The following is a 20099-nucleotide window of genomic DNA, read 5'->3' as shown; positions in this document are numbered from 1 at the left end:
CCGGCACCGACGCCCTTCCCTGATACCCGGTGCGCACCAGGTCTCCCGCAAGGGCGATGGCATGAGTATGCGGGAGACACGGAGGGTGGGGATAAGCGGGCGTGAGATTTTGTAGGAAGCGAGTAGGAACAAGGGGTTAGACGGGTAGTGGCCCGCATTTGGTCCACGCTTGGCTAGCTCAGCGCTGCCCCTCACCCTTACCCTCTCCCCGCAGGCGGGGAGAGGGGGCGTCAGCGTTTGCGCTCAAACACCCCTCATCCGACCTCGCTACGCTCGGCCACTGCCCAGCCCTTCGTTATGGCTCAGGGCGTTCGTCGTTCGAAAAGCCCATTCAGGGGCTTTTCGTGCGCTCCGCGCACCACTTCTCACCCCACAAGGGGCGAAGGTAGGTCGGCATCTGCGTTCCGGCCAACGTTCAACGTGGGTACTTAGCGGTAATGCCGATGCAGGCGTCTCCTTCGCCCCTTGTGGGAGAAGGTGGCCGAACCGAGCGGAGCGAAGGTGAGGTCGGATGAGAGGTGAGCGCAACCGATTCTGTACCGTTGATGCGCGTCCTCGATGTTACCGCATGGATCCCGGGTATTCTTTCCTTGCTTCGCTCGAAAGCGAATTCTGGGATGACGAAGCGGAGGGGTGCGTTCCTGCTTGCGGGTGACAAGGGGCAGATGTGCGCTCTTGCCGACAGGGCGCGAGGCGGAGGGGTTGCTCGCCGCTTGAGGTGGGGAGGCGGTGTACTTATTCCAGCACGGTCCAGACAGGCTGGTGGTCGGAGCCGTCGGCGTCGTTGTCGATCCAGCAATCCTTCACATGCGGGGCGAGGCCGGCGGACACGAAGCAGTAGTCGAGGCGCGAATGCTTGCCGGCTCCGGTGAGGTCCGTCCAACTGACGCTTTCCTCCGGCGGCGGTCCTGCCAGGCGCGAGGCATCGACGGGATGATGGGCAACGATGCGGTGGCCGAACAGCGGATCGGGCGCGCCGGCCATCTCGGCATATTCAGGTTCGCCGGGGCGCATGTTGAAATCGCCCATGAGCGCGAAACCCTCAGGGCAGGGCGGCTCGGGAAAGCCGTATTCGCCGGCGCCGGTGATGGAGCCGCCTTCCTTCGGATAGCCGAAGGCGCGCTCCTTCAGGTAGCGGATCTGCATGATGCGCTCGTCCATGTTCACGTGGTCGAGATGGACGCTGTAGAAGCGCAGCGGCCCAAGCGGCGTGACGATCAGGCCCTCAAGCGCGGCGCGTTGCAGGTTGGCCTTGTCGTAGGTGCGGCTGCGCGGCAACAGCAGGTTGCGGCTGGACGCGATCGGCCAGCGCGAGAAAAGCATGTTGCCGAACTGGAAGCGCAGCGCTGGCTTGGGCGGATTGGGCGCCAGCGCGCCGAAGTCGATGTCCATCGCCGCGCCATAGACATGGTAGTGGTCGGGCAACAGCGCGGTGAGGCCGGCGACCATGTCGATGCCGCCATTGGTGGGATAGTTGCGGGTGACTTCCTGCAAGGCGATGATGTCGGCATCGGCGACGCTTGCGGCAATGCGCTCCAGGCCGACCTTGGCGTCGCGGCCGACGCCGAATTGCACGTTGTAAGTCACCAGCTTCATTGCGATATCTCCTGCTCACCGGCAGAATCGTTTTGTCTGCTCTCGCGCTTGCCCGCACCATAGGGTAGGGAAGGCCGGATAGCGAAGCGCAATAGCAGCAGAAGCGCCCAACGGAACAGCAAGTTGAGATGAAATTCCTCGATCAGGCCAAGGTCTACATACGCTCCGGCGACGGGGGCGCCGGTTCGGTGTCGTTCCGGCGCGAAAAATTCATCGAGTTCGGCGGGCCGGATGGCGGTGATGGCGGCCGTGGCGGCGACGTGTGGGTGGAGGTCGTGGATGGGCTGAACACGCTGATCGACTACCGCTACCAGCAGCATTTCAAGGCCAAGACCGGCACGCACGGCATGGGCCGCAACATGACCGGGGCCAAGGGGGCCGACGTCGTGTTGAAGGTGCCGGTTGGCACGCAGGTGATGGCCGAAGACAACGAGACGCTGATCTGCGACCTGACCGTGGTTGGCCAGCGCTTCCTGCTGGCAAAAGGCGGTAATGGCGGCTTCGGCAACCAGCATTTCAAGACCTCGACCAACCAGGCGCCGCGCCGCGCCAACCCCGGCCTGCCGGGCGAAGAGATGAACATCTGGCTGCGGCTGAAGCTGATCGCCGACGCCGGGCTGGTCGGCCTGCCCAATGCCGGTAAATCGACCTTTCTGGCAGCGGTGACGGCGGCCAAGCCGAAGATCGCGGACTATCCGTTCACGACGCTGCATCCCGGCCTCGGCGTTGCCCGCATCGATGCGCGCGAATTCGTCATTGCCGACATTCCGGGCCTCATCGAAGGCGCGCATGAGGGCGTCGGCATCGGCGATCGCTTCCTCGGCCATGTCGAGCGCACGCGCGTTCTCTTGCATCTGGTTTCGGCGCTGGAGGAAAGCCCGGCCAAGGCCTACAAGACCGTTCGGCGGGAACTGGAGGCCTATGGCCACGGTCTTGATGAAAAGCCGGAAATCCTGGCGCTCAGCCAGGTCGATATCCTTGACGCCGATGAACGCAAGAAGAAGCTCGCCTCGCTGAAGCGCGCTGCGGGCAAGGCACCGGTGCTGTTGTCGGCTGCCACGGGCGAGGGGGTCGAGACCGTGCTGCGCGCGCTGATTTCGGTTGTGGAAGAAGCGCGGCAAGGCGTTTCCAGCGCCAAGGCGGTGGATGAGCGGTGGAAAGCCTGACGGTTATGGCGACTGGCATGACCACCCTTTCCCTGAAGAAATATCGCCGCATTGCGGTCAAGGTCGGTTCGGCATTGCTGGTGGATCGCAGCAAGGGGCTGAAGCGCGACTGGCTGGCTTCGCTTGCCGATGACATCGGCGCCCTGACCGAGGGCGGCGCGGAGATGCTGGTGGTGTCGTCCGGCGCAATCGCGCTTGGCCGCACCATACTCGGGCTTGGCAGGAAGGCGCTGAAGCTGGAGGAAAGCCAGGCGGCGGCTGCGGTCGGGCAGATTGCGCTCGCCGGCGCGTGGTCGGATGCGCTGGGCAGCCACGGCCTTAAGTCCGGGCAGATCCTTTTGACGCTTGGCGACACCGAGGAACGGCGGCGCTACCTCAATGCGCGCGCGACGATCTCGACCTTGTTGAAGATGAAGGCGGTGCCGGTCATCAACGAGAACGACACGGTGGCGACGTCGGAAATCCGCTATGGCGACAACGACCGGCTGGCGGCGCGCGTCGCCACCATGATGGGCGCGGATCTTCTGGTGCTGTTGTCCGACATTGACGGGCTTTATACGGCTCCGCCGGCACTGGACCCCAAGGCGACGTTCATTCCGCTGGTTGCGCGCATCACGCCCGACATCGAGGCGATGGCGGGCGCTGCGGCTTCGGAGCTTTCGCGCGGCGGCATGAGGACCAAGCTCGACGCCGGCAAGATCGCGACCGCTGCGGGAACCGCGATGATCATCACCGCCGGCACGCGGCAATCGCCTTTGATGGCGATAGAGCGCGGCGAGCGGGCGACCTTGTTCAAGCCGAGCAACCACCCGGTGAAGGGCTACAAGACCTGGATCGCGGGCCAGCTTGAGCCGGCCGGAAGGCTGACCGTGGACGAGGGTGCGGTGAAGGCGCTGTTGTCGGGCAAGTCGCTGTTGCCGGCGGGCGTGAAACTGGTGAGCGGCAACTTCGCGCGTGGCGATACTGTGGCGATCCTCTCGCCCGACGGCCGCGAGATCGCGCGTGGGCTGGTTGCATACGATGCCGCCGATGCCGTAAGGATCGCGGGATTGAAAACGGCCGAGATCGAGGCGGTGCTCGGCTACGAGGCGCGTTCGGCCATGATCCACCGCGACGACCTGGTGGTGAGCGACGTCGATGCGTAGGCGAAAGGATGAGACATGCTGACGACGCATGACCGATCCGGGGACGACACCATTGCCTTGATGGCCGAGATCGGCCGCAAGGCGCGCGCCGCCGCACGACCACTGGCGATCGCCAACGCCGAACGCAAGCATGCCGCGCTGATCGGCATGGCCGAGGCGATTGCGCGGCACGAGCAGGATATTCTCGACGCCAACGTCATCGATATGGCGAACGGCGAGGAGGCGGGCCTGTCGCCGGCGATGCTCGACCGGCTGAAGCTTTCGCCCGCGCGCATCCGCGCCGTGGCAGACGGCATCCGCGCCATTGCGGAGCTGCGCGATCCGGTGGGCGACGTCATCGCAGAATGGGACCGGCCGAACGGCCTGCATATCGAACGTGTGCGGACGCCGCTTGGCGTCGTCGGCGTGATCTACGAGAGCCGGCCGAACGTGACGGCGGACGCGGGTGCGCTGTGCCTCAAGGCCGGCAATCCGGTGATCCTGCGCGGCGGTTCGGATTCGCTCAATTCCTCGGCGGCGATCCATGCCTGCCTGGTGGAAGGGTTGAAGGCGGCGGGTCTGCCGCAGGATGCGATCCAGCTTGTGCCGACGACCGATCGCGCCGCCGTCGGCGAGATGCTCAAAGGGCTTGCCGGCAATCTCGACGTGATCATCCCGCGTGGCGGGCGCAGTCTGGTCGAGCGCGTGCAGACGGAAGCGCGCGTGCCGGTGTTCGCGCATCTGGAAGGCATCTGCCATCTCTACATCGACAGGTCCGCCGCTCTCGACATGGCGGTGAAGATTGCCGTGAACGCCAAGATGCGCCGGACCGGCATCTGCGGCGCGGCGGAAACGCTGCTGGTGGATCGCGCCGTGGCGGCTACGCATCTGAAGCCGGTGCTGGAGGCGCTGAAAGCGGCCGGCTGCGAGATAAGGGCGGACGAAGAGGTGCTGTCTGCGTTCAGCGATGCGGTTCCGGCGAGCGAGGCCGACTGGCGCACCGAATATCTCGACGCCATCATCTCGGTGAAGCTGGTGGACGGTGTTGGCGGAGCGATCGAGCACATCGAGACGTTCTCCTCGCATCACACCGAAGCAATCGTGGCCGATGATGCCAAGGCGGTCGAGCGCTTCTTCAACGAGATCGATTCGGCGATCCTTCTGCACAACGCCTCGACGCAGTTTGCCGATGGCGGCGAATTCGGCATGGGCGCCGAGATCGGCATCGCCACCGGCAAGATGCATGCGCGCGGACCGGTGGGTGTCGAGCAACTGACCTCGTTCAAGTATCGCGTGCGCGGCTCGGGGCAGGTGCGTCCGTGACCGATTGCTTGGGCGGAGCCTGAGGGGACGTGCCGTCGTCCGGCGCTGCCATCGCAAGGCCGTACCTGCGTATGCCGCATGTCGAAAAGGGCATGCAGGTCGGGCTGTTCGGCGGCTCGTTCAATCCGCCGCATGCCGGCCATGAGCTGGTTGCCGACATTGCGCTGAGGCGGCTTTCGCTCGACCAGTTGTGGTGGATCGTGACGCCGGGCAATCCGCTCAAGAGCACGCGTGAATTGACGCCGCTTGCCGAGCGCATCCGGCTCTCGCAAAAAGTGGCGCACGACCCGCGCATCAAGGTGACTGCGTTCGAGGCAGCCTACCATGTGCGCTACACGGCCGATACGCTGGCGCTGGTCCACGCCAAGAATCCCGGCGTCGATTTTGTCTGGATCATGGGCGCCGACAGCCTGCGCGATTTCCATCGATGGGAGCGCTGGCGGCAGATCATGCTGACCTTTCCGATCGCCGTCATCGACAGGCCGGGGGCGACGCTGTCGTTCCTGTCGTCGGTGGCGGCAAAGACATTCGACTATGCCCGCGTCGACGAGCGTGACGCGCCGCGGCTTGCGCGCATGAAGGCACCCGCCTGGACCTTCATCCACGGCCCGCGCTCGGTGCTGTCTTCCACCGCGATCCGCAACGGCACCAGGGCGTAGGTACATCCGAAGCGTGTCGCTTTTAATGCCGCCTCGAGGTGAGCGGACAAGCCATGATGGGACGATGAGCAAGACTTTCGACCGAACAGCTGCCAATGAACGTCCAGGGGATGCGGGGGAACCCGCGCCGCTGATCGCCATCGCCAGCGTGATCCTGTCGATGTGGCTCGTCGCCATCGGCAACGGGCTGATGTTTGCCTATATTCCGGTCCGCCTCGGCGCGGAGGGCTTCGATCCGACCTGGGCCGGATTGATCGTGACGGCGCTTTCGGCCGGTGGCCTTGCCGGCTGCATCCTTACCGGACCGCTGGTACGCCGCGTCGGCCATGCGCGCGCCTTCATGGTGTTGTCGGCGCTCATCGTGCTTTCCAATGCAAGCGTTGGTGCGGGCACCTATCCGGTGCTGTGGATCGCGGCGCGGGCGCTCTACGGCTTTGCCATTTGCGGCCTGTTCATCGTGGCGCAGAGCTGGCTGAACGATGTCGTCGCCAATGCCATACGCGGCAGGGTGATGGCGGTGTTCTATGTCGCCTACACTGCGGGTCTCGGCGTCGGCTATTTCACGCTCGCCTTCATCAATCTCGAGGCTGCGGAGGCACCGCTCATCGGCATCGCCTTTACCGCGATTTCGATCCTGCCCGTGGGACTGACCCGGCTGGCGCAACCGCCACCGCCGCTGGCTGCCTCGGTGGCTTTGCGCAAAGCCTGGCGCATCTCGCCTGTCGGGCTCGTGGCGATGCTGGCGGTTGGCGGCCTGTCGATGACGATCACCGGCTTTGCTCCGATCCATGCGACCGCCAAAGGCTATAGCCAGGCCGATGTGGCGCTTCTTTTGTCGTGCATGCCGCTCGGCACGCTGCTGTTGCAGATTCCGTTCGGGTGGATTTCCGACCGCACCGACCGGCGCTACGTGCTGATCGGCGCTTCCGGGCTGGCGGCTGCCGGCGGCCTTTTGGCGCTCGGTTTCGACGGCGGTGCGCTCGGACTGCTCATCGTCATCTATGTTGTCTGGGACGGCGCAGCGGAATCGATCTATTCGCTGGGCAGTGCGCACGCCAACGACCGCGCCGGCAAGGACGATCTCGTTGCCCTGTCGAGTTCGCTGTTGTTTGCGTGGTCGCTGTCGGGCTTCATCGTTCCCGGTATCGTCACCGGCCTGTCGGCGGTGATCGGAACGCAAGCCTTCATCTATGTCGCCGTGGCGATAGCCGCAGCCTTCCTGTTTTTCGTAATCGGGCGCGTCGTCACCACACAGGCGGTGCCGGCGGAAGAAACCGGCAGCTTCACGCCGATGACGGCACAGGCACCGTTGCCGGTGGAGCTTGCCTTCCTGCCCGATGACGAACAGCATCGGCATTAAAGCAGCGCTCGAACAGCGAACAAAGCTTCCAATCGAGCGGTTGCTTTTTCGATTTCGCCAGCCTATATCGCCTTTCTCGGCTGCGCCCATCGTCTAGCGGTCAGGACGGCGCCCTCTCACGGCGCAAACGGGGGTTCGATTCCCCCTGGGCGTACCAGAAATTTCAACAATTTGGTTGAAGCTCCCGAAACCGTCACTTGCGGGGTTTCTGACGGGCTTTTTGCGTGGGGCAAAGACTAGCGTTCGCGGCATTATTGCCTGCGCGAAAATTTCGCATTCGCCCATCTGGCAAGCCGACAAACCTGCGCCCGCCCTGTTTCCTGCCTGTTCCATCAGGCAGGTGGTCGTTGAAGCCGCATTAGGAGAACCACCACCGAAAGGCGGTCTTGTCGAATTCGGCAGCGTTGCCCATATTGTTCTCAGAGCTTCCCCTGACGCCGGATGTACGCGCAGGGTGAGGCAACGGAGGCCGGGTGAAACCCCGGCCTTTGTGTTTTGCAAGCTGCTGCAAGCCGTCAAGTAGTAAGTGCATAGACCACCATATCGACCATGTTGCGCTTAGCCATGCCCCAGCTTTCGAAAGCAGTTTTAGCGATGGGGCGATTTTCGATTGTCGTAACCCCGTGGTGGCGGCTGTCTTTCTGGATCGACGCATACAACTTTTTGACCGAGTCCGAAGGGCCTTCGAGAATCTGACAGATTCGGTGGCCCTCAATAGCCAGCACTCCGGTGATATCCTGAGTTTTGTTGAACGCGGCTGCCTTTTCGATGAGTTCCGTCAGGTCGGAAGCATCAATGCGTGGTTGTAAGGTCGAAACATAGGCAAGGCGGACGAGTTCAAGCGCCATCAAGCTTTGCTCCTCGGCTCGCGAGATAAAGGCTTCTTCTTGCCGGGGTAGCGCCGAAGGGTGCGTGCCTTGCTGATCGCCTTGGAAGCCTCAGCCAATTTGGCGGCCATTTCTTCCTTCGTGAAGGATTCGGGATGCTCGGCCATGTAGGCGAGTTCGGATGCGAGTTCTATCATGTCTGCCATGTCCGATTTAATCCGGTTTCCTTGACATGCTCAAGACGCCTGGCATGTCAGGCACTTCGCCAGCGCGTTGGCAGCCTTACTTTCCCGGATCAGTATGCATCCCGGATTCGGTATGTCGCCTCTCTTGCTAGTCTCCGAGCCAAGGCGGCTAATGTACTTTGCAACTTGGCTTGGGGACCTTGCTGAAAGCTTTGGCATACCCCTTCATGCCAAAATTTTTCCGCTCGCCTCGGTATGTTCCCTTAATGACCTTGCATGCTCCACCATTCAGAGCGACTTGCAACTCAATCCTATCGGTGGCGTCGTGCCCAAGCGTACCGTCGCCACCAGATCCAGGAAAGCGTCTAATTTCGGTGGCTTGGCTTTTTAAAGTCAGAACGCCTCCGCTGAAACTACTGGTGGTCGAATATTTGATTGTTCCTTTCTCGCCGGGCTTTGCGGGATTGGAACAACGCATGACATCCGAGTGCTTTCCGTTTAAGCGGAACATTGGCGAGAACATGGAGAAGCGCCCGTCCACGTCACAGCCTGGAATAAAGCCGCCGCCATATTGCGCGACCAGCATTTCCTGTCCGTCGACCCGCATGCGAGAGATGAATAGGCCATTGCTGGGGAAGTTGTGGCGAAAGAGCTGGTAGTTGTTGGCCAGAGGGGCCCAGGAAAAATCGTCTATCTGAAGTGAGTACGAAATTTCGATTGCCCGAAATGGAAATTTCTCGGCCGCTTGAGAAGGGACAATCAGGCCTACAAGGAAGGCGAGAAAGGGTAAGATGATTTTCATGGCGCCTACCTAGTTACAAGCGTATTTGCCATTGATAAGGGCGCAGTTCTCCCCGGTCGACTTATATGAACCGCTGCCTCCTTTTTGCTTTACCAGAGCATCATTTGCCTTCCTCAACTGGTTGGCCGTTTTCTTGTCTCCCGCCCTTTCAGCAGCGTCGATGCCCATGCGATAGGCGATGTTGGCTTTCGTGGTCTTGCCAGCCTTCTCCGCCTCGAAGCCATTTCTCAGCCAGTGCAGTGCGTCTGCGATATCGGCGTTCTTATCGTTGATTTTGGCTTCGCGCAGATTGCCCGCCTTAACGGCTTCATCCGACGCTTTCAGAAACGCGATACGCGCTTCGTTGAATTTGCCGGCCTGCTGCAAAACCAAGCCCTTCCGATTATGGGAGCGGCTTATTGTGCCGTGGCGCTGCTGATCCAATTGAACGCTGCCGAGATTGTCCGTCATTTCGCTTTGGCTGGCGAGGGACTGGATGATTGATAGAACAGCTCCTCCAACCGCCAGCCCGGCAGCTACTTGGCCGCCGGAATTGTTAGATGAATTTGTCGTAGATCGAGCCCTGTCGCCCGGCAGGCAGGCAAAGGCATTGCTGGCTAGATGCTTACCGGGGCCGCAAAAGGCATCGGCGTTGGAAGCCGTGGGGAACAGCACAAACAAGGAAACTGCAATCCAAACCGCCCTAATGGATTTGCCCACCCCTATCCCTCCCCAACGACAAGCGACACGAAGCAATCCAGCTTTGCCGATTGATTTTGTCAAGGCGCTACTCGCAGTCAAATCCGTTACACGCTCGACTTCGACATTCGCTTCGGCTTTGCCACCAATAACTGGTAGATGACCCTCAATCGTTCTGTCTGCGCTTAATGGGCAGCTACCCCTGCTTGGGGTCCGGCGGTTGTCAGTGCGGGAATTGTCGCGGCAAGGATCTTGAACGGCATGACGACACCATCGAAGAAGCCTGCAACGTCAAAGGTTATGCGCCTTTGGACAAGCGCTTGAGTTATCTCTTTGGGATTTCCACTTCGACGAGCGGAAGTGATGTCGTCCTTCGGAACCAACCAAAGCCCTGTTCATTTCTTCTCCAGCCAATTCCGGCACGAGGAGATATTTCATGAAAACCCTGGCTGAGATTTTCGAGCACACCCTCAAGGACGTCTACTATGCCGAGAACGCCATGACCAAGGCGCTGCCGAAGGTTGCCAAGGCGGCGACCGACACAAAGCTGAGGCAGGCTGCCGAAGATCATCTCGCCGAGACCAAGGACCAGATCAAGAAGCTGGAGCAAGTGTTCAAATCGATCGGCAAGAAAGCGTCCGGGGAAAAATGCGACGCGATCGAGGGCCTGATCAAGGAAGCCGACGGGCTTATGGAGGAGGCGTCGGGAACGGCACTCAATGCCGGCCTGCTGGCCGCCTGCCAAGCGGTCGAGCACTACGAGATTTCGCGCTACGGGTCGCTGCGCGAATGGGCGAAGGATCTCGGACATGGCGAAGCCCACAAGCTGCTTAGCGAAATCCTCGACCAGGAGAAAGCGACCAACAACAAGCTGACGAATTTGGCGGTCACGTCGATCAACAGTACATCATCCACGGCCAAGGCAGCATAGAATTTCGCGAGTGCAACCGGCGGGCGTCGGGGGGCTTGTGCAATAGGAAGCCCGCCGGTTGCTGCGAACACGATACATTTCGCGGGAGGCAAGCTGCTGCGATTCGGTTACCGAAAGGTAAGGGACCTATCGGTGCAAACCGGAACGAATGGACTGGCAAAGCCCGCAGGGCGGGCTTCGCCTATGGCGATGCTACGATTTTTTCTTCGCCAGATAGGCTTTGCAGGCCGGCGATAGCTCGTCCATATGCTGCCTGAGGCAGGGCTCGGCGACAGATGCGTTGCGAGTGCCGCAAAGTCGTCTGCCATCCGGGGTGCATGGCGTGTTGTATTGAGCGAAAGCGCTGTCGGCGACGAGGAGCGCCATCGTTGCGAGGAATGAAATCTGAAGCAACCGATCCTTGTGCATGAATGCCTCCGAGTTGCTGAATTCCGCAATTCTCAAGCGTCGTGCCGCCGGTTTCAATTCGACAATAAGGATTATCCTGTGCGACGCCGCGAATGCGATGCATTTCGCGAGGGGAATGCTGCTGCCCGAACACGCCCTAGGAGCAAAAATCCGGATGACAGCCCTTGTATAGCTTCAGCCCGTTGCCGACCGCGCGGAAGTGGTATTGCGGAAAAGTCAGGCAATCGTCGCTGGCGGCAATGTCGCCCCAGTTCCATTCGGGCTTCAGGACCATGCGGCGTGACTGGACACCTGGCTCGAAGGACTCGTCAAATTCGACCTGAATCCAGAACTCCCAGGTGTCGAGCTTCTCATCGGTGGCCAATTGCCTGGGCCACGTCTTGACGATCTTGATGGCGTTGATGCTGTCCGGCGTATCGTGTTCCAGCGAGTCCTTTTCCCAGTCGTCGCAATTCGTGCTTCCGTCGACCGGGCTCTTTAGACAACTGCGCTCGATATAGCCAATCGGCTGGTTGTGCTCGCCGGGGTTCGTTCCCTGAATACACACACCATGGCCGGGATCCGCGAATGACGAGATCGTGCCAAGGCAATAAAACGCCAGACACGCCGCCAGCTGCGCCGCGTGCGCCCGAAGACCCAACACCATGGTTTCCCCCACACAGCAAAAGGCATCGGCGCAAGCCTATCAGGTCGTCGTCAGGTGCGAAAGCGAGATGCAGCCAACAAAAAACCCCGCCGGAGCGGGGCTTTGCATCTCATCTGCGAACCAGATCAGAACTTGTAGTTGAAGCCAATCTTGATCGCATGGACATCGAAATTGTCATCATACGTTCTGAACTCGGTGCCGCCGGGATTGAGCAATGTCAGATTCGGAGAGAACTGATAGAACTGATACTCGCCCTTGACGGTCCAGTTGTCATTGAGCGCGTATTCGACGCCAGCGCCAAGGGTCCAGCCTGCCACCGACTCCTTGCCGCTTGCGTTGTTGAAGCCACCAAGCGAGATGTCTGTGATTTCCAGGCGCGTGAAGCCAACGCCGCCCTTGGCATAGAACAAAGCGCGGTCAACGGCATAACCCAAACGGCCGGTGATGCTGCCAAGATAGTCGATCTCGGAATGGGTGGTTGCGACAGGTGCGACGCCACCGGGGAAACCGAAAATATTGTCGTTTCCATCTGCATTGGAAAAGGCGAGATCGCCTTCGATACCGGCAACAACGGAACCGAACTGCCAATTGTATCCGACTTGGCCACCGAGCATAAAGCCGTCTGCGTTCAGGTTGGCCGTTTCGACTTGAATGCCGCCCACCAGGTAGACGCCATCGCCGTCACCCCAGGAATGGCCGGTATGAAGCCCGGCATAGGCACCTGACCAGTTATAGGTCGAAGCGACCGGAATTTCCGCTGCCGGGTCGGCTGCCAGTGCCGCACCCGATGCTCCTAGTATAATTGCGAGCGCAATTGCGATCCTCATGAAAACCCCCTCAATCCATCTTGTGTTACTTATGTAACGTAAATTCAGGCGTTGCGCTGTAGCAGAAAAGGCACAGGCTACCGCTATGAGCCGGTGTGCATTGTCGGGATACGGTTGTGGTCGGGGGGGGGCGATTAGACCTCAGCCATAGATGGCTGTAGGTCCGATCGGGTGACCACGTTTGCCGAGTTCTGCCTTGATGACCTGGAGAGCCCGGCTGACTCGTGATCCGCGAACCGAGACGTCCTTGTAATCGAGGCGCAAAATCGCCTTGCGGGTCAGTGAAACAAGCTCATTGGCCGACATTACGGGAGCGAGGTTCGCGGCTTCTTCGATCTGCGCGTAGAGGCTGTCGCTATTTTGCGGCATTGGGTTCATCCTTCGTGACCTCCCAATAACCTCCCACCTCATGCATATAGTATTGGAGCGCCACATATAAGGGCACGGCAGCTGATTTTTGCCGAAAAGTGGAATTATTTTCCCGTCAGTTATTTTTTAGCCATGCCAAAACGCTACCTGAAGTGAATTTTCGACCTATCCGTGACTTTCGCCAACGCCTCTCTCGATGCGTTGACGTCGGTCGATGCAGGAAGAAAGCGCTCCAGTTGGGAAAACAGGTAGTCGGAATCTTCGGCAAAGCGCGGGAAATGCAGGAACACCAGCGGCACATCCGATTCGACGCACTTTTCGACCAGCTTGTAGAAGCCGACGGCCAACAGGCGCTGCTGATCCACCTCGTCGACTGAATAGATGACGCCGCCAGGCGTTGTCGCCCAGACATCCCATTCCTGTTCCAGCGTACATAGCCACGGCGCGGTTCGGGCCATGGCGCGGCGTTCGACGCTTGTGCGGCTTCTTGCGGCAAGCGAGAGATCGCGAATTGGAACGACCACCGCATCAATGCGGTCCCGCGCCTTGGCGATCGCTTCGTCGATGACAAGGTAAAGCCAGGGTGATTTGACGACGTACGGGATACCTTTGCCGAAAAGCGCGTGTGGGCTTTCCTCGAGACCGGCGTCAGCGTCATCCGACCAGACTGCGGCTTCGTCATGCCTGGACAAGGTTGTGTCCATGCCCATTTCCGTCAGGTAGCGAACGAGCAGGCTGGTTCCCGCGCGGCCTGTGCCAGCTATGAGCAGGTGGCGTGTTGCGATCGCTTCCGATGCGGCAGCCTTGCTGCTTTCTACCCGTTCTCCCAGGCGCGGAAACAGCTTCTTCAATCGTCGCATAGGCATGTGCGATCCACGCGGTTCTGTGTGGGTTCGGACCGCAGCCGGGTGGATGGAAAATGTCCCGACTGGCGATCAGCGTTGTCTTAAGATGACTGCCTTCACATAACGGTGCTTGCGCATCATAGTCGTGGCGTACAAAGTCCGAAACCCTTGCTCCGGGTTTTTACGCCAATTCATTTTTCACTATCCGTTGCGATATGTTGCAGGCTTCGCAAACGCCGCATTTTGCCGGCCTGGCAACGTCTCGGTGGATAACCTCGCCACGACAAACGGAATGTTCCATCCAGTGACAAAACGCTCTAGCTTGCGGCATGACTGACCTATCCGAGGCAACGCGGCGCGCCCTTCTTCACCAGCATGGCAATTTCGCCCTTGCCTATTCGACGGCTTTCCAGCCGAAGCTGTCTTATTTCGGAGATCGAGACGGTTTCCTGGCCTACAGGATGGTGGGCCGCACGGCCTTCGTGCTGGCCAATCCGCTGGCAGACCCGACCCGGTGCCGCACGCTGATCGAAGAGTTCATTTCAGCCAAGAAGGATGTCTGCTTCGCCCAGGCTTCGAAGACCACTGCCGAGATACTTTCGCAACTCGGATTTTGCGTAAACGATATGGGACCGGAAACCTCGCTCGATCTCGCGAGCTACGATTTTCGCGGCCCGTCGAAGCGGAACTTCCGAACCGCCGTCAAACGGTTTGAAGCCGGCGGCTATACGGTGCGCGAAAGCAAGACCGAGGCGCTCGATCCAAAAGAACTGGGGGCGGTGTCGGATCAGTGGCGGCGCACGCGCACGACCAAGCGCCACGAACTTGCCTTTCTGGTCCGGCCTGTCGTGCTCGCTGACGAAGAGGACGTGCGGAAGTTCTTTATTTTCGATCCGTCCGGAAAGCCGGTTGCCCTGGCGTTCTTCGACCCGGTCTATGAAAACGGCGTGGTCACCGGTTACCTGTCGTCAACCCGGCGCCGCCTGCCCGGGGTCGAGCCGCTTGCCGGCTACTATATGCTTCATGCAGCGATCGAGAAATTCAAGGCGGAGGGACTTCGGACCCTGCATCTGGGGCTGTCGCCCTTTCATGCAATCCATGACAAGGATTTCAACAAGAACTGGCTTGTGCGCCGCAGCTTCCGGTTCGTCTACACGAACGCGCTGACCAATCGTTTGATCTATCCGTTCCAGAGCCTTGCCAAGCACAAGGACAGCTATGGCGGAACAAGAAAGCAGACCTATTTTGCCATCAACAGGCTGCCCAGCCTGCCCAGACTGCTGAAACTCCTATGGGTCTGCCGGATAATCTAAGTGACGGCCTCGCCAACATCGGCGGCACTGTTCAGTTGAACTTCCAGTTCAGCCGGACAAGCACGTTGCTGGAATTGTAGCCGATATTGGCTGTGCCCGGCACGCCGCCGAGGTCGATCGTATAAGAGGGGCGGTCGGTCGTAAAATAACGATACTCGATCCCAAGTTCGGCCCGCTCGCCCAAAGGGATGGCGATGCCGGCGATGGCTTGGACCGCTGCGCGGGTCTCGCTGATGTCGAGGGGGGCGCGCCTGACGGTGTCACCTTGGCCGAGAGGAAGGCAACGCCGGCGCCGGCCCCGACATAGGGAATGAAGTGTGTGTCGTTGTGAAAGCGGTAATAGGCGTTGGCCATGACGGAAATGGCGTCATAGTGCCCGTCCAGCGGGATCGAGCCCACGAAGATTTCTTCGTGATCGAAAATTCCGCGCCGGCCTGACAATTCGGCTTCAGCCGCGAATGAGCCCCAATCGTAGCCGACCGCTGCACCGACGATTCCGCCGGGGTCGAAAAACATCTTGGCCGGAATGACCGAAAAGCCGGTGAGCGAGGGATCGGATGAGCCGATCTGGAAGTCGTTGTCGTGCAGGAAGTTGATCCCGCCGAAGATGCTGGCATAGGGGCGCCACCTTCCGCCGCAGCTATGCCCGGGACCAAAAGAAGCGTGAAGGCGGAGGCTGCGAAGGCGCGGGAGAATGCATGCATGGATGTCCCTTTCGGTTAAAGGAAGAAGGCCTGCAACGCGCGGCAACCGAATCACGCACTTTCCAACAACAACTTTTGGTAGCCAAACAAGGGACGTCTGCAACTAACATACATTAATGGCCGCTTGTTCCCATCTTCACCGGAACTGCGATCCGCCAGGCGCGTTTTGCTCGACCTCGATAAGGGAGAGAGAAATGGTCACGTTCAGGGAAATGAAGGTTCAGGACATTGTCGATGACGATGCCCTGACCACCGATCAGAAGATCGAGAAGCTGCGCAACATCGAGTCCGAGGCCCGCGCGCTGCAACGGGCGGCATCAGAGAGCGCCATGGCCGACGACGACGGCTGGCAAGAGGATTTGCGGCTGGTGAGGTTTGCGTTGGACAAACTCGGTGCGCAGGAGCCGAAAAAAGGCGCAGCCACTCTCTGACGCGCAAGCCCTATTGGCAGACGACGCGGACGCGCTGACCGGATTGCTGCGCCGTCCCGCAAGCAACCGTGGTTTCGTTTACAGGGGCGCTTTCGGGCGCCCTGCTTTTTGGAAACTGGCGCGGCTTGGCGACCACTGGAAAGACATTTGCGCCGCTTGCGACGGGCGGCGTCTGAGTGGAGGAAGGGCCCTTGTCCCACATGCGGCGGGCATCGATCTGCCTGGGGATGACGACGGTGCCATCCGACGTGCGCGAGCACCCACCGCCTGCAAGCAGGAGGCCGGACGAAAGGCAGATCAGAATTCGCGCCGCGACAGTCATTTGCGGCACTGATAGCGCGCCGGACGGCAGGCTGGCAATCACAGGTTTTTGGTAAGTCATGGATGACCTTTTTACCTTATCGCACTGCGATATACGTTCGCCGGCGTTAAGGTTAGCGGATCATTAAGTCTTATCATCCAAATTCCGGAAACGGACGAGGGGGCTTGTCCGGGCATGATTTGTTTTTGGACTGGATTGCGATGGAGACCGCGGGGGAGGCCGGCGCCGGGGGCGCTAACAGAGAGCTTGTTGCAGACGAGGTTGTGCGCGGCGGCGCGGCGAAGCCCCATGAGGCGCATTCCGGGCAAGCCCTGCATGAAATGGCCGATCTTGCCGGCGACTGGTTCTGGGAAACCGACGCCGATCTTCGCTTTTCGTGGCTTTCGGAAAACTATCGCGATGTGACCGGCATCGACCCCGCCAACGTGATCGGGCACTTCCGCTTCGACTTCATGGAACAGGTGCAGCAGGGTGGGCAAAAAGCTGTTGCGCATCTGCAGGACCTGCAGGCGCACCTGCCGTTTCGCGACTTCGTCTATGAATTGAAGGGCGGCTTGCCGAATTGCCGCTGGATTTCGACAAGCGGGTTTCCCTGCTTCGACGGCACGGGGCGTTTCATCGGTTATCGGGGCGCCGGCCGCAATGTCACTGCGACGGTGGAAGCCGTGGCCGATCTGGCGGTGGCGCCGCAGGTGGGACGCAAGGACATCCGGCAAATCCTGGCCGCGCTCAACGTGATGAGCGATGCGCTGTGCCTTTATGACGAGCAAGGCGCGCTGGTGCTGCACAATGCGGCGACGCTTTCGATGTATGCGGGTATTGCCGATGTCATCAAGCCTGGCGTCACCTTGCCCGAGATGGTCGAGGTCGGGCTTTCGCGCGGTCTGTGGGATACCGAAGGGCTCGATCCGCAAGCCTGGCGCGATGCGTTCCTCGAACGCCATAGCGGCGGATGCGGCACGTCGGTGGCCATCAAGTTCGCAGATGGCCGGGTTGTCATTCACCGGGAAATGCGCACCGACAATGGCGGCACCATTTCCGTCTGCACAGACGTCACGGAACTGGAAAGCCACAAGCTAGAGGTGACGAATGCCGGGGAGCGCAGCCGCGAACTGCTCTACGATCTTGAGCGGACGATCGATTCGCTCGAACTGGCCATTGTCATTGTCGACGGGAATTTGGACGTCGAACTGATCAACAAGGCATTCTACGATATCTGGAAAGTGACCCCGCAGCAGGTTCGCCCGGGCAATCCGTTCCGCTCGCTGATCGACATCAACCGCCACAACGGCATCTACGATGTGGCCGATGCGGACTGGGAAAATTACGTCGCCTCGCGGCTGGATGAAATCCGTGCGGGCGATGTTACGCCGCGCGAGTTCAAGCGGGCCGACGGATGCACGATGATCTATTCGGTCACCGCCCTTTCCGGCGGCAGGCGGTTGATCTCGTATTATGACGTCACCGAACTGAAGGAACGTGAAAGGGCGCTCGGCGTCAGCATGCGCCAGATCGACCTGTTCCGGCACATGATGGACGAACTGCCGATCGCGGCTTTCACCAAGAACCAGGACCTGACGCTTGAATTCGTCAACAAGGCCTGGTGCGCGCTGACCGGAATTTCCAAGGAAGAGGCAACCGGCCGCACCGATACCGACATATTCGGCGCAGAATATTCTCGCGTCTACACGGTTGACGATACAGAGGTCATTCGCACCGGCGAGGTCAAGGAAGTCGAGGAGCAGATCAGGCACCGCAACGGGACCGTGCGGCAACTGATGACCCGCAAGAACCGGCTGAAGACCATCGACGGCGCGGTGCACCTGCTGGGAACAAGCACCGATATCACCGACCTGAAGGAGCGCGAGGCCGAATTGCAGGACGCGCGCCACCGGGCTGTTCTGGCAGACCGGGCGAAATCCGAGTTCCTGGCCAATATGAGCCACGAAATCCGGACGCCGATGAACGGCGTGCTGGGCATGGCGGAATTGCTCGCCAAGTCCGACCTCGACCCAAAGCAGCGGGCATTCACCGACATCATCGTGAAGTCGGGCAACGCGCTTTTGACCATCATCAACGACATCCTCGATTTCTCGAAGATCGACGCGGGCCAGCTTGTGCTGGACCCTGCACCCTTCAATCTGTCGGAAGCGATCGAGGATGCAGCAGCGCTCGTGGCGACCCGCGCCAAGGAAAAGGATATCGAGCTGATCGTGCGCGTCGAGCCCGGTCTGGAAGGCCACTTCGTCGGAGACGTCGGGCGCATCCGCCAGATCGTCCTCAACCTGCTCGGCAACGCCGTGAAGTTCACCGACAAGGGCCACGTGCTGGTCGATGTTTCCGGCGAGGATACCGACAACGGAATGAAGCTGCACGTCTCGGTCACGGATACCGGCATGGGCATACCGCAGGACAAGCTTGCGCTCATTTTCGAGAAGTTCAGCCAGGTCGATGCCTCTTCGACGCGCCGGCACGAAGGCACCGGCCTTGGCCTTGCCATCTCGTCGCGGCTCGTCGGATTGATGAAAGGCGAGATCGGGGTGGAGAGCGAGGAAGGCAAGGGCTCGACATTCTGGTTTGCGGTGACGCTGCCAAGGGTGAAGCGTGCGGCTGCCCGCCGCGGCCTGCCCATCGACGTGACTGGAGCCCGCGTGCTTGTCATCGACGACAATGCGGTGAACAGGTCGATCCTGACCGAGCAGATGGTTTCCTGGGCATTCGATTCCTGCGCGGCAGCAAGCGGGCAGGAGGGCCTGAAGGTGCTTTCGGCCGCCGCTGCCCACGGACTTTCAGTGGACTGCATCATTCTCGACTACCAGATGCCCGGCATGAATGGAGCGGAAGTAGCGCAGATCATCCGCTCGACGCCGGAACTGGCCGATACGCCGATCGTGCTTTTGACTTCGGTCGATCAATCTCTTGCCGATACGAACTACCGCGACCTCGGCATCGACGCCCACCTTACCAAGCCGACGCGCGCCTCCTCGCTGCTGGAGACGCTGGTTGCGACGATCCAACGCCACAGGGCGGCGAGAAGCGGCGAACATGTTGCGGTGAATGTGGGTGCGGAAGAGCCGGCCCCTGAAGCCACGATTCAAACGCCGGTCGAGCGCGCGTCGCTGCTTGCTCCCACGACGCGCCTGCGCATGCCGCAAGGCATACATGGCAATCTGGACATACTGGTTGCGGAGGACAATGAGGTGAACCAGCTGGTGTTCACCCAGATCCTTTCGGAAACGGGCTACAGTTTCGAGATCGTCGCCAACGGCCGCAAGGCGGTCGATGCCTATGAGAGGCTCAATCCACGCATGATCCTGATGGATGTTTCGATGCCCGAGATGAACGGGCACGAAGCCACCGGTAAGATCCGCGAACTGGAGGCGGCGCGCGAGACGCATGTGCCGATCGTAGGCGTGACGGCGCACGCCTTGAAAGGCGACCGCGAACGCTGTCTCGAAGCCGGCATGGACGACTACCTGCCAAAGCCGATCAGCCCGAAGGCGCTGATGGCGAAGGTCGACCGCTGGATCGGGATGGTGGCTGACATGGATCGTATCGCCTGATTGGCGAAGGCGTTTCCAGC

General features: G+C 60.4%; 20 protein-coding genes and 1 tRNA gene. 10 read left to right on the top strand and 11 right to left on the bottom strand.

The window, feature by feature from the left end:
- Positions 1 to 735: 735 nt before the first annotated feature.
- Positions 736 to 1596 (bottom strand): endonuclease/exonuclease/phosphatase family protein, encoded by an 861-nt coding sequence (locus tag ASD50_RS01230; protein WP_056234626.1) that lies wholly within the window; start codon positions 1594 to 1596, stop codon positions 736 to 738.
- Between the two features lie 128 nt (positions 1597 to 1724).
- Here ASD50_RS01230 and obgE point away from each other — a divergent pair, with 128 nt between their 5' ends.
- The 6 genes from obgE (at position 1725) to ASD50_RS01200 (ending at position 7385) form a co-directional block, all read left to right on the top strand.
- A complete protein-coding gene (obgE, locus tag ASD50_RS01225) occupies positions 1725 to 2762 on the top strand; it encodes a GTPase ObgE (protein ID WP_056234624.1) in 1038 nt (345 codons plus the stop codon).
- 17 nt (positions 2763 to 2779) lie between these two features.
- Positions 2780 to 3907 (top strand): glutamate 5-kinase, encoded by a 1128-nt coding sequence (gene proB / locus ASD50_RS01220; RefSeq protein ID WP_056234778.1) that lies wholly within the window; start codon positions 2780 to 2782, stop codon positions 3905 to 3907.
- A gap of 15 nt (positions 3908 to 3922) precedes the next feature.
- A complete protein-coding gene (locus ASD50_RS01215; RefSeq protein WP_056234621.1) occupies positions 3923 to 5209 on the top strand; it encodes a glutamate-5-semialdehyde dehydrogenase in 1287 nt (428 codons plus the stop codon).
- Between the two features lie 71 nt (positions 5210 to 5280).
- Positions 5281 to 5868, top strand: a complete 588-nt coding sequence (locus ASD50_RS01210) for a nicotinate-nucleotide adenylyltransferase (protein ID WP_056234618.1) — start codon at positions 5281 to 5283, stop codon at positions 5866 to 5868.
- Positions 5869 to 5932: 64 nt separating this feature from the next.
- Positions 5933 to 7228, top strand: coding sequence for an MFS transporter (locus ASD50_RS01205; protein ID WP_056234613.1), 1296 nt, complete (start codon positions 5933 to 5935; stop codon positions 7226 to 7228).
- 82 nt (positions 7229 to 7310) lie between these two features.
- Positions 7311 to 7385 (top strand) — tRNA-Glu (locus ASD50_RS01200).
- A 358-nt stretch (positions 7386 to 7743) separates the two neighbouring features.
- Here the strand turns inward: ASD50_RS01200 and ASD50_RS01195 are convergent.
- The 4 genes from ASD50_RS01195 to ASD50_RS22845 form a co-directional block, all read right to left on the bottom strand.
- Positions 7744 to 8076, bottom strand: coding sequence for a BLUF domain-containing protein (locus ASD50_RS01195; RefSeq protein ID WP_056234608.1), 333 nt, complete (start codon positions 8074 to 8076; stop codon positions 7744 to 7746).
- Complete coding sequence (locus ASD50_RS01190) at positions 8076 to 8261, bottom strand: hypothetical protein (RefSeq protein ID WP_056234605.1); 186 nt, start codon at positions 8259 to 8261, stop codon at positions 8076 to 8078. The genes ASD50_RS01195 and ASD50_RS01190 overlap by 1 nt, the downstream gene beginning before the upstream one ends.
- A 148-nt stretch (positions 8262 to 8409) precedes the next feature.
- A complete protein-coding gene (locus ASD50_RS01185) occupies positions 8410 to 9042 on the bottom strand; it encodes a hypothetical protein (protein ID WP_056234602.1) in 633 nt (210 codons plus the stop codon).
- A gap of 9 nt (positions 9043 to 9051) precedes the next feature.
- Positions 9052 to 9741 (bottom strand): hypothetical protein, encoded by a 690-nt coding sequence (locus ASD50_RS22845; RefSeq protein WP_156464888.1) that lies wholly within the window; start codon positions 9739 to 9741, stop codon positions 9052 to 9054.
- 415 nt (positions 9742 to 10156) lie between these two features.
- Between ASD50_RS22845 and ASD50_RS01175 the strand changes: the two genes are divergently transcribed.
- Entirely contained in the window at positions 10157 to 10651 is a 495-nt protein-coding gene (locus ASD50_RS01175) for a ferritin-like domain-containing protein (protein ID WP_056234595.1), read from the top strand.
- Between the two features lie 544 nt (positions 10652 to 11195).
- Here the strand turns inward: ASD50_RS01175 and ASD50_RS01165 are convergent.
- From ASD50_RS01165 to ASD50_RS01150, 4 genes are all read right to left on the bottom strand, one after another.
- Positions 11196 to 11717 carry a hypothetical protein gene (locus ASD50_RS01165; protein ID WP_156464887.1) on the bottom strand — a complete coding sequence of 174 codons (522 nt, stop codon included), beginning with the start codon at positions 11715 to 11717 and terminating at the stop codon, positions 11196 to 11198.
- Positions 11718 to 11830: 113 nt separating this feature from the next.
- On the bottom strand, positions 11831 to 12532 hold the full coding sequence (locus tag ASD50_RS01160; RefSeq protein WP_056234586.1) for an outer membrane protein: 702 nt from the start codon (positions 12530 to 12532) through the stop codon (positions 11831 to 11833).
- 141 nt (positions 12533 to 12673) lie between these two features.
- Positions 12674 to 12901, bottom strand: coding sequence for a hypothetical protein (locus ASD50_RS01155; RefSeq protein WP_056234581.1), 228 nt, complete (start codon positions 12899 to 12901; stop codon positions 12674 to 12676).
- Positions 12902 to 13044: 143 nt separating this feature from the next.
- Entirely contained in the window at positions 13045 to 13767 is a 723-nt protein-coding gene (locus ASD50_RS01150) for a hypothetical protein (RefSeq protein ID WP_156464886.1), read from the bottom strand.
- 308 nt (positions 13768 to 14075) lie between these two features.
- Between ASD50_RS01150 and ASD50_RS01145 the strand changes: the two genes are divergently transcribed.
- Positions 14076 to 15059 (top strand): GNAT family N-acetyltransferase, encoded by a 984-nt coding sequence (locus ASD50_RS01145; protein WP_056234575.1) that lies wholly within the window; start codon positions 14076 to 14078, stop codon positions 15057 to 15059.
- A 31-nt stretch (positions 15060 to 15090) separates the two neighbouring features.
- Here the strand turns inward: ASD50_RS01145 and ASD50_RS22840 are convergent, their stop codons facing one another.
- Positions 15091 to 15243 (bottom strand): hypothetical protein, encoded by a 153-nt coding sequence (locus tag ASD50_RS22840; RefSeq protein ID WP_156464885.1) that lies wholly within the window; start codon positions 15241 to 15243, stop codon positions 15091 to 15093.
- A gap of 714 nt (positions 15244 to 15957) precedes the next feature.
- On the opposite strand from ASD50_RS22840, the gene ASD50_RS01135 reads away from it, so the two are divergent.
- A complete protein-coding gene (locus tag ASD50_RS01135; RefSeq protein ID WP_056234568.1) occupies positions 15958 to 16194 on the top strand; it encodes a hypothetical protein in 237 nt (78 codons plus the stop codon).
- 10 nt (positions 16195 to 16204) lie between these two features.
- On the opposite strand, the gene ASD50_RS01130 is transcribed toward ASD50_RS01135, so the two are convergent.
- The gene (locus tag ASD50_RS01130; protein WP_156464884.1) at positions 16205 to 16576 is read right to left on the bottom strand and encodes a hypothetical protein; all 372 of its coding nucleotides are present in this window, start codon (positions 16574 to 16576) and stop codon (positions 16205 to 16207) included.
- A gap of 140 nt (positions 16577 to 16716) precedes the next feature.
- Here ASD50_RS01130 and ASD50_RS01125 point away from each other — a divergent pair, with 140 nt between their 5' ends.
- Positions 16717 to 20079, top strand: a complete 3363-nt coding sequence (locus tag ASD50_RS01125; protein WP_082549449.1) for a response regulator — start codon at positions 16717 to 16719, stop codon at positions 20077 to 20079.
- Positions 20080 to 20099 lie beyond the last annotated feature (20 nt).

It is taken from the genome of Mesorhizobium sp. Root552, assembly GCF_001427285.1.
In the GTDB taxonomy this organism is placed as follows: Bacteria; Pseudomonadota; Alphaproteobacteria; order Rhizobiales; family Rhizobiaceae; genus Mesorhizobium.
The sequence above is the reverse complement of the archived record's forward strand: the minus strand, read 5'-3'. Positions and strand labels throughout refer to the sequence as shown.